Raw genomic sequence first — 14,876 nt, 5'->3', positions numbered from 1 at the left:
GAGGCATGAACTACACCTAAATCTATATCTCGCAAGAGTTATTGATGATTCTAACCATCCTCTAGTACAAATCCTTGGGATACATCCGTCCAATCTAATATATTGGACAACTGAGTTTCCATGGGGATACACCGGAGACACCTCGGACTTTGTGGCTATCGAGCTTGAGAGAACGGATTCCGGAAATGAACTTAAGATATACCTATTTGAATTCAAAAAAGACTCAATTGATAGACACGCCTTGGCAGAGGTCCTTCTTTATGCTCCCTGGGTTGCCAGAGTAGTTTTCCATGCAATGGCAAATAGAAATATCAAAAAAATAAAAGTCATTCCAATCTTAATAGGTTTTAGAGTCCGACTTAGGGCTGTTCCCTGGTATACTAGCCCGATCCAGCTACACAATCTCTGCGGGCAACGTGTCGATCTTGAAGTAGATGTTCCTATTTTATTTGAATATAGACCAATAGGAGTGTTCCAACAGAATGGGCTGTACTACGCCAGAGATCTACAGTTTAACAGAGTCAGGAGACCTATACGAGGAATTCCTCCGCTCCCGACTTCGTTTACAGCAACAAAAGTTGAGAGAGACTACATTGTTAACAACTATTTACAAGGATTTTAGAACTGCTTTCTCTTAGTATTTCAACTTTTTGGAATTCTTAACCGGTTGTTCTTTTAGTATGATTCTATCCCCTTTAATAATCTTTCTTAGCATTCGCCATTGAGACGAAATTGGTTTTCTAGGGCAAATATCCTTTAGAGGGCATTTCTCACAACGAGGAGTGAGAGTACACACTTCCCTACCAAGGTCTATCAAGCTGTATCCAATTATTCTAGGATCTGCATTTTTATAGAGTTGCCAAATTTTTGCTCTTGCGAGGGTCTCACGTTCAATCCCATACATCCTGTTAAGAACACGCATAACATTCACGTCAACAACAGGAGTCGGCTTACCACATCCAAAGTTCATGATCGCAGATGCTATATATACTCCAACCCCAGGGAGAGTCAGTAACTCTCTGAAATTACAGGGTACTCGACCATTATACTTCCGTAGTATAAGCTCTGCAATATTGTATAATCTCTTAGCCCTATATCTCAGTCCTAATTCTTTAAAGTATATTTCTAACTCTCTGATGTCAACCCGTAATATGTATATAGGGGTTGGAAATTTAGAGATAAATTTATCATATAACATACCAACATTTTCTCCCCTTGTTCTTTGTAGTAGCATTTCGGCGACTAGAATCTTATAGGGATCCTGCAAAGTTCTCCAGGGAAATTTCTTATCCCCCGAGTTCTTTAGATACCACTCTTTAAGTCGGATGCTGACTACTCTTTCAAGTTTATTCTCCAGTTCCTGCACCACAGGCCCCCCCATGTCACAAATATTCAAGGAGTTTCTTTGCAAGTGCATATGCCAGAAATGGGGGGACTGCATCCCCTACTAGCACCCTCTGCTTTACTATAGAAACCTCATCCAAGAGATATTTGTCGGGGAAAGACTGGAGGCGTGCCATCTCTCTGACTGTAAGTCCTCGAGGCTGCTCAGGATGGGCGAAGAACCATTGAGGCCTGATACCACCCGCTGGAATTGTGGGAGCAGGTTCATTCCAACTAAGCCGGATTCTCTGTTTAAACGTTTTGTATATTGGATGCCCGGGAGGAGTATTTTTTATTCTTTCAATTGTCCATTCTGGATGCTTAGGTGCAACGTGAGAAGTCAACTTTTTTGCCCCTTTCCTCATGATTTTCTGATACTCACTTTTTGGCGGAGACTCATAATCTGTCTTCTTTTCTCCAGACTTCAGGGGAGGTAAGTCTGAAATCGCATCCCACACCGTAAATGTATCACTATCCTCTGGAAGCAGCAACGCATGCTCTATAGGGGATGGTGGATCAACTCTTTCATGACCATCAACACCTACAAAGAATATCCTCTGCCTTTTTTGGGGAACCCCATACTTAGTTGCAAGTAAAACAAACGAGTTAACTTTGTATCCGAGTTTTTCGAGAGCTTTTTCAATTGCTTCTTTAAAAGAGCCGTTTTTCCTCCTAGCTAACCCCGGAACATTCTCTATAAGAACCGCATTTGGCCTAACTTCCCTCACAATACGAAGGAATTCCAGAAACAGATAATTTCGGGGATCTGTGGGATTATATCTCCGATTTAATAGAGAATACCCTTCACAAGGGACACCTCCAACAATGACATCCACATCCCCTTTGCTAAATTGACCTCTCTCAAAGATCTCCCTAACACTAACTTTCCGTATGTCCTTTACTATATAATTTACTTCTGGATTGTTTCGGATGTAGATTTTCATAGCATCATAATCAAAGTCAAGCGCAAATACCGGTCTAAATCCTGCTAGCTTGAAACCATATGTTAATCCTCCAACTCCTGAAAACAAGTCCACAAATACCAAGTGGCTTTTCATGATTTGTACCTCCTTTTTGCTTCTCTCAAAAGTGAATTCTCAGGCACCTTTGAGACTGCAACGATACAGTACTTGATGGCCTCATTAAGAGACATATCTACACTCAACATTGGGATGTCCTGATCAAACTCCTTGCAGATATCCACAATTGCTAACAATACCCTAAACTGGTCATATTTTCGTTTGTATGCTTTCTTTAGTATCTTCTCGATATCATCCATAATGTTTGGATCATTTTTTGCTTTAATACACAAATATAATGTTTTTTTGACCCACACAGAAAAAGACTTCCTATTTTCTTTGGGTTGTTTTTTCAGATTTTTAGAACCCGATTTGTAGTTATTGATCCATTCTCTTAATTTTTGAAGCCTGATCTCAGGAGTATCAGTATCTACACTTTTTACGATTTCAGTTGCACCTGCCAATGCATATAATGTTTTATATAGTGTTTCTTGGATATCTATCAAGTTTGAAATTATATTGAGAGCTTCCCTCCTTCTTGAAGGAGATAGCAAAGTTAGTATTTTTCGGAGCTCTCCCTTGCTATATGTTTCAATTCCCCGTCCTTTTTGAAACCCATAGTTGGATAACTTCTCTTCAAGGTTCCATATTTTAATTCGAAGATTTTCAAGCGTTTCATTAGAGATAATCTCTAACTCGTCATTTGTCAAAGAGTCAACAGACATACAATCCCCTCCATCCCATTGCGTTAGGAAATATAAAGATTATCCACCTCTTTTTTGGTATTACAATATTTATAAGATTTTTGGTATTACACAAATAAGAACTTCACATGTCTATATATTCTCTATATATTCAGGTCAACTTTCCATAGTCCCCACTTTATATTCTAGTGTAATCCCCTCACTTATCGACATACCAAACCTTGATAGCTTCATTAATGTTTTGCTTTCATAACGATATCCTCATAGTCAACAGACACACCTATATTTTCCTTACATTCCTTTCCCAAACAAGACTCTCTTCATTGTTCAAGAGCTCTTTTAATTTCCGCTAGATAATGAAACTTAGAAAGCGAGTTTTTCATAGGAATAGACTCCCCAATAATCTTGGTTCCACACCACCCATTTATATTATTTAACTAAACTCTTAAATAGCTCGTAAGTTTTCCCCCGGCAATGCCACCAACCAAAAAGGCCAACTCACAGCTTTTGGCAAAATAAAAAGCCGTAAAAATGCGTTTTTTGAGTATCGAGACCAATATACTGCCTTAATAACTTAAAAACTCTCCACAAGGGAATATTACCTAAAGAATGTTTAAGGAAAGGGTTAAATATTTAATCAAAAAGTTAAATATAGGTGAGGTAAAAATGAAGCCAGAAACGGAAAAAGCCATTTCAGAATTCCTCAACTTCATTGAACTTGTCAGCGGGAAGCTTAGAACCGAGAAAAAACGCAGGGTTGCCAATTCACTCCTAAAAGCCTTCTCAGAGCACAACGGGAGAATAAATGCCTATGAAATGGGAAGCAAAGACGGAATAATATTCAAAATTGCCGAAGAGAACGGCGTTTCCTACGTTCACGCCTATGAAGTCCTAAAAGAACTCATAGACCTCGGCATAATCGCCAAAACCCTCAAAGGCTACGAACTAAGCCCAACCTTCAGAAAAAGGGTTTATCGCCTCTACAAGGCCCTCGGAGACTTATAAATCCGCTTTTTCCCCACACATCTCATTTTCAATATCACTTTCGATATCGAATTCAATATCACTTTTAATAGCTCCTTTCGCCGAAATTTTCGCTTTAAATTGAAAAAAGGATAAAAACAGGAAGGAGAAGGCTAACTGAAGAACTACAGGGGAGAGGGTGTGAGATTTGAAACACACGATTAGCAGAGCCCGGTATGAGAGCCTTATGAAAAAGCTCGAACAGACGGCCATCATCGTAGATGGCCAGAGAAAAATCGTAATTTATCAGAGGAGGGGTGAAAATGCAAACATTTCGAAAAATTAGACCACAGAACAGGAAAAAACCAAACTACTACCTCATGAACCCGTGGATTTCGCTGAAGGAACAACCTAACCTCGTTTTCCACCTCATAGACCAGCAGGCTAAGGAAATCCACCCGCCCGTGGTATGGTGGAACGGGCACCTCTACTACGAGCTCAATCCGGGAGTTTTGAGGCCAATTAAAGAACAGGAGGCGTTAGAATGGTGGAAGAGGAGGCTAGTAGGATAATCGAGGAAGAAGACGGTGTTTTGGTCGTCAAGCACGTCTATTCAATAGAGTGGACTATCTCAACGCCTACAGGAAAGGCCTTTCACGTGAGTATAGCCCATGAAGACCCAGAAAAGGCAAAAGCAATGGCTTTAGAGCTTTTTGAGAAATCTAAAGCGTTCTTAGAGGGTGGTGGCCATGGGGCTTATTCAGTTTAGACGCTTGTGGGGTGAGAAAGTCATCGTCGAACGAAAGAATAGAGATGTAGTAGTCGGAACACTCAGCGGAGAGGACGGCATGTTTATCTACCTCGAAGACGGGCAGTTGATAAGAGAGAATCAGACAATAGAAGTTCCCACAGCCGTTATTTCGAAAAAATCAATCTCCATGTTACAGGTGAAGAAAAATGAGTGATGAAGTTATTCGCTCTATTCAATCTCTATTAGAGGGCCTTGTGAACGAAGCGAACGTCCACAGACGCCTCGTCCTGGAAGGGGCCATCCTCGACCTTTTTGAGGTTGTACTGATAAAACACGAACTAAAGTTGCCAGTAGTAATAGGAACCTCAGGAAAACGACAGAGACTCACAAAGAGAGAGGACGTTGAAAAAATCATCACCTGGCTTAAGAAGGTCGTTAGTAGCTCCGCGAGAGAAGTTGACAACCCAATGCCCAACGACGGGCTAATACGGTATCGGAAAACGGCTTTTAGAAATACTCTCCTCGTCCAGGGGATTCTAATACAACTTTTGGAGCAAGGCATTTTCGGAGAACAAAGCATGTTCAAACTCTCGGTTAGGCTCCCAGGCCAAGAGCCGGAAAAGGCCGAGAAAGGCGCAGGGCATAATTAATTTAAGAAAACAGATGGGGGGTTAGGGGGTTTCATCAGTGAGAGGCGGGCAAGCCCTCTTCCGAGCAAAAGGCGAAGAACTTTGGAAAGAACTACTCACCCGAGACTATGAGAAAGGCGGACTCTCATTTCTCATTTTGGGACCAAAGGGGCAGGGAAAAAGCACTTTACTGGCCACAATAGCCTTAACGTCCCTCCAAATCGGCGATATAGTAGTTTGGAGAGGGAGAGAAAGAGACTTTTGGCCGAGGCTCCCCAGGGAGCTTACTAAAGTCTTTGTTCACGAAAACGACGAACTAAAACTCTTCAAACTCAAACCAGGGAAAGCAAATGGCGAAGACATAACCGAGAGCATTGAAGTTTCAAAATTCAAAAGCATCGAAGACCTCTACAATTCTTTAGAACCGGGAAAAATTAACATCATCTACGAGCCGACCTACCATCAGCCGAGCGAAAAACTCAAGGAAATGGCAGATACGACAGCCGAATGGTTAAACGGGCGTTTTTGGTGGTTCGATTTCTTCATTTACCTATCACGGCGCATTGACGCAAGGTTCATGACCGTCTGCATTGACGAGATTGACGACCTCTTTCCCTCGGGGTCCTCGGGCCTGCTATGGAGGGCCCTAGAAAGCATCCAACACAGCCTAGCAGAATTTCGAGAAAAACTAATCTGGCTTTTCGGCACGACGCATGACCCCGGGCACGTGGACCCACGCACACTCAAAAAATTCGACGGGTTCATCTACCTCCGAGGAGCAATAGCACCAAAGAGGTCCACGATGCCGGACAAGAATGCACCAGCAAAATTGAGCCTCGGCCAAGGAATCATTGAAATTCGAGGGAGAGGGTATGGGGGATTCGAATTCGACAAAATACCCCATGATGGCTACCTCTACGCCATCCAAAAGAAATGGGTCGGACCCGAAGTGCACATCACGAAAAAGAGCATCAAAGACGAGATAACAAAAATCGCAGAGGAAGAAGGGGTAGAAAAAGCAATGGCAAAACTCCAACAGCTCCGATTGGAAGGAAGAATCAGCGAACGCTACTACTACATTCTCAAGAGTTCCCTAGCTCGTTTAGAGCTTTCTTAGAGCTCTCCAATTTCGTTTTTATTACAACTCTAAAAGGCCTTTGGGTAAAGCCACACTAAAAATCAAAAACCCATTATGGGTGGTTTCTCAAGGTAGTGGTAACTAAAACCGAGCCATTTAACCCCTGAATCGACCCCGACATGGTTACATAATATCGTGGTAACCGCCAATCTGAGGATATTCAAGGGGATATCCCCACTAAACCGGGCCCAAAGACCCACATTTCTCACGCTGAAACCTCCTAAAAGTTGGTTATGGGTTTACTGGGTTTAATGGGCTTAATGGGTTTACTGGGTTTAATGGGGATTTTTGCGAACTTTTTTGAATGCACATAAATGACAGGCCGATTTTCCCATTTTGCCCAGTTTGTCCATTATACCCATTAAGTCCAGTATACCCATTAATGTTCATTACACCAGTAGATAGTAAAAGAAAGAAAAGTCAGGACCGGAGGGTTGATTAACCATCTCCGGCTAATAAGGTGAAAATGGGAGGTCTATCACGAGAGCTCCAACTCGGTTTCTCAAGTGATAATTGACAAAATATCAAGAAGGAACCTTATGGGTATAAATAATGCCATTTTTGACCGCAGTTAGCCGGTATAAATATACTTGTATTTGCGCCTTGTTGTCATTTTGATAATATTTTTGCTTATCATCCCTAAATTGCTTTATTTTGAATCCGGCGATTGTCTAAGTGATTATGTAGCTGGGGGTAAGGTATATAAGCTTGCACAATAGGTATTAGTTTTAGGAGGTTCCCCTCATGGCCCGTGTATCCCCCTTTAAAGGTAAGAAGACTAGAACGACTTCAATGAAGTTGCCAGTAGACCTTTTGGATGTCATGGATGACCTCATAAGCTTAGGTCTCTACAGGAGCAAAAACCAGATTGTAGCTGAGGCAGTTAAGGACCTCTACTATCGGCTAGCGATGGCTATTGAGCTTAGGTATCTCGCTCAAAAGAAGGCTATTGAGAGCGGAAAGGACCCTAAAGATATTACTCACGCAGATATTCTAAAGGCGATGGGAGAGATTCTCCAAGAAAGAAAGGAAGAATTTGAAGATAGAGAGCCGTTTTTAGAGGCTATAGGGAAGGTCATGGCGTTAAATCCTGAAAAAGCCCATGAAGTTGCCAAGAAGATGTTGGAGGCGCTAAAAGAATGAGTCGTGATAATAAGGGGCCGTCCCCCAACGGCCCCCTCATGGCCCGTGTATCCCCCTTTAAGAAGAATCTTAGGAGGTCGGTCATATGGATATGGAGAATAAGAACATAAAAAGTTTACCATCTACTGATACGGCGGTTTCCGGCGGTAGCAACCGGGGGTTGATTAATCCATTTAAGGAGATTCTGAAGGTTTTGGACAAAATAGAGGCCGAGAATCCGAGTGTGGTAAGGGTTTCTCTTCAAGACCTCAAGGAAGCCGGCTTAGGTCCGATGGAGAGGGTTATAGTCAGGACGTTGATAACCACTTTTGACGTTGATAGGGAATACCTAATCGAAAACTTTACCGAGGACGAGATTAAGGAGAGAGCTGATGAAATTAAGATTAGTATCCAGGCCTTGAGGCGTAGGATTGAGGAGGAAAACCTTAAATGGGAAATGGAGCACTCTAACAATCTTTACGAGAGATATAAGCTTCTTAAGGAGACGAAGGAAGAGTTTGAGCTTTTAAGGTCTAAGGTTAAATGGGCAGACTTCTCCGAGAGTCGGAAGATTTTGGTGCTAGCTCACTACATCATGGAGGCCCTCAAACAAGATACTAACATGGTTGCGCTGGCTAACTTCCCGAAGCCTGACCACTTCTATTACTTAGAAAAGGGTAGGAGAATTCGCTTTAATGATGTAGCGTTTGAGGGTTTCATTAGAGAGTTGGGCATAGACCCTGAAGAGCCTATTAGAGGAGAGGAGCTAGCCGTTATCTTAGTTAGGCGTTTTGGCTACACCGAGGAGAGTCTCAGGGGGTTTTATGAAGAGATAGTTAGAGACCTCATTAAGCCGTCTCAAATGAGGCTTCCGCCGTGTATCGAGGCCATAGCGTTTAGGCCCCTGTTCTATGACGTAAAAAGGAGCCGTATAATTGACGAGGCCCTTAGGGTCCTGGCGTCGTGGTTCAAATACTACGCTAAGGGTTACAGCACGGGCAGAATTCAGATAGGGAAGGATAAGAGGATAATGCTTTTCGAGTTCATGGTTACTAAACTCTACGGGGATGTTATTGACGTAACGGAACAGGCGGAGATACTTCAGCGGTTTAAGAAGTTCTATGAGGAAGCTAAGCCGTTTAAGTGTCCCATGGTCCAAGAGGTAGAGAGGGCCACGAGCTTTAAGATTTGTAACCTTAAATGCCCGTTTATCACTCCGACCAGCAGAGTTGAGGAGGTCTTGGCTAGTGTTGAGGAGGTAAACCTTTACGGGGCCGATTACTTGGAGATAAAGCTAGAGGGTATCGAGCCGTTTTTTGAGCAATACTCTCCTAGCCTTTCCCCTAGGTCGAAGTTGGTTCAAAAATTCGCCGGCTTCCTCCAGAGCCTCTATAAGGAGAGGATAGAGCCCGAGAAGGCTTTAGAGATATTAGATGCCCTCTTGGATAGGGCCAGGATTGTTCAAAACTACGTTAGCGAGCTGGTGAGCGTTAAGAGCGGATTTAAGGAAATTATGGAGGCTCTCGTAGAAGATGGGGTTTTGCCGTGGGAATTGAGGGCAAAAGACAAGCCATTTTTGGATAAAGCCGAAAAGGTGTTGTTTGTTTCGTCGAGGCTAATAGCATCTATGTTGCCGGGGATTGAGGGATTAGAGGGTTACACTACTAGCAAGCTGATTCGAGCGTTAAAGAAGCTCCCTAATTCTCCGGTGGCGGGAAGGAGAGAGGGGCTACCGGTCAGAAAAAGCACGTATCTGGACTCCAGCGAAAAGAACCCCTGGACTACCGGGGACTTTTGGATGATTCGAGTCAAGTGGTTGGAGGAGCAGGGGATAAAGGTTGAGGTCAAGACTCCGACCCTGGAGGAGCCGAGGACTGAGGAGCAAAAGAAACCCGAGGAGGAGCTTAAGGGCCTTGGTGTAAACTTAACTTCCCTAGAGAAGCTGATTTTAACGGCAACTGAGGAGCCAAGGGACTTAACCGAGTTAATAGAGCTTGGAAAGAAAGCTAAGAAGTCCGAGGAGGAGGTAACGGAGGCAGTAGCTAGACTCATGCACTTAGGCTTGGTGGAAATGAATGGGGGCAAATTGCAAAGGACCGTAGGGGTGGGGCCGAATGAGTGAGGCCCTACCGGTTACGTCTTTTGAGTTTTCCCTACCGGAGGAGAGCGTTATTAAGATTTATGGCCCTCCTGGGACAGGGAAAACCACCACGTTGGTTAGAATCATTGAGCACCTCATAGGCTTCCACGACCACACGGAGTTTTTAGAGAGCTATGGCCTTAGCCTTCCTTTTGGCCAATACGGGGCCGAGGACGTTATTTTCATGACGTTCCAAACTTCCGCTCTAAGGGAGTTTGAGGCGAGAACAGGGATTAAAGTTAAGGACCGCCAGAATAAGCCAGGTCGGTACTACTCTACGGTGCATGGGATTGCGTTTAGGCTCCTTATTGATAGTGGGGCGATTGATGGCGTTATAACTCAGAATTTCGGAAGCTTAAGCCCGGAGGATTGGTTTAGGCTTTTCTGCCGGCAGAATGGCCTAAGGTTCGAGAGTTCGGAAATGGGTTATTCCAATGTCTTTAATGACGGTAATCGGCTTTGGAATGCATTGACTTGGGCCTATAACGTCTATTACCCCACTAAAGGGCCTAAGGCCCGTCATGAAGCTTTGAAGAGGTTGGCCCCTAAGCTTTGGAAGTATCCCCCTCTTTGGGAGGAGTACAAAACGGAAAAGGGTATCCTAGACTACAATGACATGCTAGTTAAGGCCTATGAGGGCCTTAAGAGCGGTGAGATTGACCCTAGAAACCTTCCGGGGCACAAATACAGCCCTAAGGTGCTTATTGTGGATGAATTCCAGGATTTAAGCCCTCTTCAATTTGAGATTTTTAGGCTCTTAGCCAACTACATGGACTTAGTGATTATCGCCGGCGATGATGACCAGACGATTTTTAGCTACCAGGGAGCGGACCCTAGGCTTATGAACTACGTTCCGGGCCGGGAGATTGTCCTTAAGCGGTCGTATAGGCTTCCGATAGTGGTTCAGGCCAAGGCCATGACGGTGATTAGCAAAACTCGTCATAGAAAGGAGAAAACGGTAGTTCCGAGGACTGATTTAGGCGATTTTAAGTATAAGCTCTTTTGGTTTCCGGATTTTTTAAATGACTTGGTGAGGGAGGCCCAAGAGGGCCATAGTATCTTTATCTTGGTTAGGACTAACCGCCAGGTCCTTAAGCTAGGAAAGGAGTTGATTTTAGCCGGTGTTCATTTTAGGCATCTGAAAGTAGATTACCGTAGTATTTGGGAAGCTGGTTCCAAAGAGTGGGGGACGTTCCGGGATTTGGTCCAGGCTTTGCTTAAGGCTAGGAGAGGAGAAGAGTTAGAGATAGCCGATTTGGTTACTGTTCTCTATTATTCCGAGCTTATAGACTGGCATTTAGGTGAAAAACTTCCGGAGAAGGAGCGTTATAAGAAAATCGCCGAGCAGATGGAGAAGACAATAGAGGCCATAGAGAAGGGCCTTATGCCTTTTGACATTCTGAAAGTTAAGGATGACCCGTTTTCGGTGTTGGATTTGGAGAAGATAGAGAGTTTAAGCCCTAGACATGGAAAGGTGGCCGTAGAGCTGATTAAGGAGATTATGAAGGAGAAAAGCCAAGTGGTTAGTGTTCCTAGGGATGCTGAGATTTACCTAGACACTCTACACGCTTCTAAGGGCCGGGAGGCTGACGTAGTGTTTTTAATCAACGATTTACCCCGGAAGTGGTCTAGTATTCTGAAAACCAGAGAGGAGCTAGACGCTGAGCGTAGGGTTTGGTATGTTGGCTTGACTCGAGCTATGAAAAAGGTTTATCTATTAAATGGAAAACGTCCGTTTCCAATTTTATGAAAAGAAGAGCTAGTAATATCTTTTTATAGGCAGTAATTTGGAAAGGTTTATATTATCTTAGTGAGATAGTATAAAACAGGGAAATGGAGGACTCAGGGGGATACGGGGGGAAGCTCCCCTCGTGTTTTGATTTATATTTTTGATATAATGTGTGCTTATGTACATTAGCGTGTTTTTTTGAAGATTTTTCGGGGTATCTCAAGTTCCTTTTGATATTAGCAAATATAAGGAGATTATTTATCGATTTTTCTTTAAAATAAACCTTATATTTAATAGTACCGTAATATATAATGGAATACTATGCACCATAATCTATAGAGTGCTAGGGTGTTGTTTTTAGTGTTTAAGGAGGCAGCTGTTCTACTGATTCTTTGACATATTAAGGAACTGTCCACCAAAGCTTGGGAGTATTGTCTAGAGACATTGAGAAGGAGGTGCTATATTTATGGCATAGTTAGGTGGTGGTAGGTATGGGAATTCCCCCTGAGTCCTCCTACAAGGGTAGTGTCCTCCCTAGATTCGCTCGAGGACTTGTGGAGAGTACTATTGCCTCACTTATAGCCTGGGTAATAACGTCTCCTTCTACTGGAGGACCTCTCTGGAGTGTCATTAGAACAGCGATATATTTATGGGTCTTGATAGGATTGCCATTGTTTTTATTGTGCGACCGGATTAAATGTAGAGGGCATATTGAAATCTGGCTCTAATTTTTATTTTGTGAGAAAATTATTAGATATTCCAAGCGGAACGAAAGCAGAACAAAGTAATTATCAAGTTTCTACAGGAATATACTTCCGATTTCTCTTTTTTCCAACGTTCCGTATCAGACCATCTTTTTCTAACTCTCTAAGGATACGATAGAGTTTTCCAACACCAAAGGGGACTAATCGTTTTAGTTCTGAGGGCGAATGCGCGCCCTTCTTTATGAGGGCCAAAACCAATTGTCTTTCCTCATCTTCCGAAAAACTCGATGTTAAAGATTGTTTCGGAGCGGAACCAAGTTTAATAGCCTCAAGTTCCAATTTAACCTCTTCTAATTCCTTTATTAGACTTCTAAGCCATATTCTGGTGTCTTTTTCCTGCTCAATAAGAGTATCAAAAGCTCTAAGTCTCTCCTCTAAGAGCTCTACTCTCCGGCCCACTTCCTCAAGGGTTCTAAGTCTCTCCTTGAGGTACTCAATCTCAGCCTTGAGGTTTAAAAGTTCTTTCGATTGAGCCTCCAGGTTGTCAAGGTATGGTCTGAGCAACCACGAGCGAATGCCCATAAACTCACACCTTGGGAAGCTCAACGAAGGCCCTAATAACCATTTCTTTAAAACTTATTCAACCACCCGGCTTTATTCTTGGTTGGGGGGAATCAATAAAATCATCAAGAATATATCAGATAGAGTGAGAATTTTACGGGAGTGATAATGAATAAAATTCTATTTATTTGGCTAAGGCAGAACAAGAGGGTAGAGCTTATAGGCGTTAGACCTGTTTCTAGTCTTCAAATTTGTAACTAACTAAAGCTCCGTTCAACTTCCTTGGAGTCTTATTGAAGTGTGAGCCTAAACTAACTTCCGATACTAAGTATAATACCGCTAAAAATCCGTTATTTATTTAATCCAAGTTTTTTTCTAATATATCCAGATAAAGTAGTACCCTCCTCTCTAGCTTGGGTTACTAACTGTTTATACTCCTCTTCTGTGAGACGGAGAGTCACAACCCTTTTCCTCCTTTGATCTTGTAATATCGTTTGGTTTTCGATTTCCCAGGATTTTCTAAGTACTTTTATCTTCGATTTAACAAGGCGAGCTCCTCTAATCCCAGTAAGCTCTTTTTGCAACGTTAATTTGAAGAGTTTTATAGCTTCGGGATTTTCTGGAAACTTTCTAGAAAATTCGTCAATAGCAATTTGTATTGCTTGTTCTCCTGTTGTTATACCAGCAGATCTTAAGACATGATCAAAGACTTCTCTACCTTCTACAAGTACTCTCTCTTTTAGATCTTTTGATGACATACTTTCATGGAGTCTTTGGATGACTTCTTTAAACATTCTTACTCCCCTGTATGCACTTTATGAAAGTTTGTTTAAATTTTTTATGTAGTAATTAGGAGAGTTTTAGTGAAACTTCCACTAGAAGCTGTTCTGGTTAATATTGTATAGTACTGGACAAATATGTTAAAGCAAACACCTTAAATATAGGGTAGAATAAATAGACTGCAGGCAAGGCAGCTGTTAGGGGGCGATAGTGTGTACGGGGAATTCACTAATCGCTTCGAAGAGATGAGAGAAGTTTCCTTGAAAAATCCTGAAAGGATTAAGGAGTTTGTTGAGGAGTATCTATCTCAAGGTTTCAGAGCGCATCTTTTCACTATAAATGGGCTTACATGGCCGATCCACCGGGATCTCTGTTTTCTCGCCGTTCCGGACCCTCATGAGGTCAAATGGAATAGTGGTAACCCAGTAATATCTACTGCAAGAAGTAAGAGGAGATACTCAATGCTGGCATATCTTTATAGTGTCCGTCCGGGGGATCTAGTCTTCTTTTTCCAGGCCGATCCCCAAAGGAGGGGGCACACAGTAGTAGATAGGAGGGGTTTTAGAGGAATATACCTAATAGCATCTGAACCATTTAAGGATACAACAAACATCCCCTATGCCGGATACGAAATTCTGGGTAGATGTCCAAACTGCGGTTTTCCTTTTGACTTTGGAGAGGGAAACTTAGTTGTTAAGGGCAACGCTCGTCCAAAGCTCTGTCCAAAATGTGGGAAACCATATGGAGTTGTTAATATTAATGGTGGTAGCTACTCTAAAGTTGTTTTGCCTCTACGCATCTTAACACGTCCCCTTATTGTGTTCGAAAAAACTGCTGGTGATACCCGTGTGTACGGAGATACAGAAATATACCCTCTATTGTGGATTAGCAGGTCAGATAATGCGATGGGGCCAGGAAAGGGCTCGTCAATAAGAACATTACTTCCAGAAGAGGCCGGTAAAATTGCATACATGCTGGCATCAGAACCTGGGCAGAGAATTCTAAATCTAAAGTGCCGGAGATATCCTGGAAACACTAGTAATCCAATAACGGATCATAACGGAGTCGATGTTCGGTACCCTCTCCTAGAGAACAACAATTCTAGTACACATCCTCCTCAGAAATTGAGGCATGAACTACACCTAAATCTATATCTCGCAAGAGTTATTGATGATTCTAACCATCCTCTAGTACAAATCCTTGGGATACATCCGTCCAATCTAATATATTGGACAACTGAGTTTCCATGGGGA

The 14,876-nt window shown here is 42.7% G+C and carries 16 protein-coding genes; 11 read left to right on the top strand and 5 right to left on the bottom strand.

Annotation, left to right across the window (positions count from 1 at the left end):
- Positions 1 to 622: hypothetical protein (locus E3E30_RS11090; RefSeq protein ID WP_167729645.1), on the top strand; the 622-nt coding region annotated here is incomplete at its 5' end.
- A 12-nt stretch (positions 623 to 634) separates the two neighbouring features.
- Here the strand turns inward: E3E30_RS11090 and E3E30_RS11085 are convergent.
- From E3E30_RS11085 to E3E30_RS11075, 3 genes are read right to left on the bottom strand one after another with little or no spacing between them, the layout of a single operon-like run.
- A complete protein-coding gene (locus E3E30_RS11085; protein WP_167729644.1) occupies positions 635 to 1,366 on the bottom strand; it encodes a hypothetical protein in 732 nt (243 codons plus the stop codon).
- Between the two features lie 16 nt (positions 1,367 to 1,382).
- A complete protein-coding gene (locus E3E30_RS11080) occupies positions 1,383 to 2,441 on the bottom strand; it encodes a DNA cytosine methyltransferase (RefSeq protein ID WP_167729643.1) in 1,059 nt (352 codons plus the stop codon).
- Entirely contained in the window at positions 2,438 to 3,127 is a 690-nt protein-coding gene (locus tag E3E30_RS11075) for a hypothetical protein (RefSeq protein ID WP_167729642.1), read from the bottom strand. Before E3E30_RS11075 ends, E3E30_RS11080 begins: the two co-directional genes overlap by 4 nt.
- Before the next feature lie 588 nt (positions 3,128 to 3,715).
- Here E3E30_RS11075 and E3E30_RS11070 point away from each other — a divergent pair.
- The 9 genes from E3E30_RS11070 to E3E30_RS11030 all read left to right on the top strand — a co-directional run bounded on the left by E3E30_RS11070 (position 3,716) and on the right by E3E30_RS11030 (position 11,599).
- A complete protein-coding gene (locus E3E30_RS11070; protein WP_206205169.1) occupies positions 3,716 to 4,111 on the top strand; it encodes a hypothetical protein in 396 nt (131 codons plus the stop codon).
- Between the two features lie 281 nt (positions 4,112 to 4,392).
- Positions 4,393 to 4,641, top strand: a complete 249-nt coding sequence (locus E3E30_RS11065; protein WP_167729641.1) for a hypothetical protein — start codon at positions 4,393 to 4,395, stop codon at positions 4,639 to 4,641.
- The gene (locus tag E3E30_RS11060) at positions 4,614 to 4,838 is read left to right on the top strand and encodes a hypothetical protein (RefSeq protein WP_167729640.1); all 225 of its coding nucleotides are present in this window, start codon (positions 4,614 to 4,616) and stop codon (positions 4,836 to 4,838) included. The genes E3E30_RS11065 and E3E30_RS11060 overlap by 28 nt, the downstream gene beginning before the upstream one ends.
- Entirely contained in the window at positions 4,810 to 5,034 is a 225-nt protein-coding gene (locus tag E3E30_RS11055; RefSeq protein ID WP_167729639.1) for a hypothetical protein, read from the top strand. The genes E3E30_RS11060 and E3E30_RS11055 overlap by 29 nt, the downstream gene beginning before the upstream one ends.
- Positions 5,027 to 5,470, top strand: a complete 444-nt coding sequence (locus E3E30_RS11050) for a hypothetical protein (RefSeq protein WP_167729638.1) — start codon at positions 5,027 to 5,029, stop codon at positions 5,468 to 5,470. Before E3E30_RS11055 ends, E3E30_RS11050 begins: the two co-directional genes overlap by 8 nt.
- 37 nt (positions 5,471 to 5,507) lie before the next feature.
- A complete protein-coding gene (locus E3E30_RS11045) occupies positions 5,508 to 6,566 on the top strand; it encodes a hypothetical protein (protein ID WP_167729637.1) in 1,059 nt (352 codons plus the stop codon).
- Between the two features lie 813 nt (positions 6,567 to 7,379).
- Positions 7,380 to 7,730, top strand: a complete 351-nt coding sequence (locus tag E3E30_RS11040; RefSeq protein WP_167729636.1) for a hypothetical protein — start codon at positions 7,380 to 7,382, stop codon at positions 7,728 to 7,730.
- An 85-nt stretch (positions 7,731 to 7,815) separates the two neighbouring features.
- Entirely contained in the window at positions 7,816 to 9,831 is a 2,016-nt protein-coding gene (locus E3E30_RS11035; protein ID WP_167729635.1) for a hypothetical protein, read from the top strand.
- Positions 9,824 to 11,599 (top strand): ATP-dependent helicase, encoded by a 1,776-nt coding sequence (locus E3E30_RS11030; protein ID WP_167729634.1) that lies wholly within the window; start codon positions 9,824 to 9,826, stop codon positions 11,597 to 11,599. The genes E3E30_RS11035 and E3E30_RS11030 overlap by 8 nt, the downstream gene beginning before the upstream one ends.
- Positions 11,600 to 12,369: 770 nt before the next feature.
- Here the strand turns inward: E3E30_RS11030 and E3E30_RS11025 are convergent.
- Positions 12,370 to 12,888: a hypothetical protein gene (locus E3E30_RS11025; protein WP_167729633.1), complete on the bottom strand. Its 519-nt coding sequence runs from the start codon at positions 12,886 to 12,888 to the stop codon at positions 12,370 to 12,372.
- 305 nt (positions 12,889 to 13,193) lie between these two features.
- Positions 13,194 to 13,637 carry a hypothetical protein gene (locus E3E30_RS11020; protein WP_167729632.1) on the bottom strand — a complete coding sequence of 148 codons (444 nt, stop codon included), beginning with the start codon at positions 13,635 to 13,637 and terminating at the stop codon, positions 13,194 to 13,196.
- 198 nt (positions 13,638 to 13,835) lie between these two features.
- Between E3E30_RS11020 and E3E30_RS11015 the strand changes: the two genes are divergently transcribed.
- The coding region (locus E3E30_RS11015; RefSeq protein WP_167729631.1) for a hypothetical protein at positions 13,836 to 14,876 on the top strand (1,041 nt) is incomplete at its 3' end.

Source organism: Thermococcus sp. 9N3, assembly GCF_012027685.1.
In the GTDB taxonomy this organism is placed as follows: Archaea; Methanobacteriota_B; Thermococci; order Thermococcales; family Thermococcaceae; genus Thermococcus; species Thermococcus nautili.
Note: the sequence above shows the minus strand (reverse complement) of the source record. Positions and strands in the feature narration are given on the sequence as shown.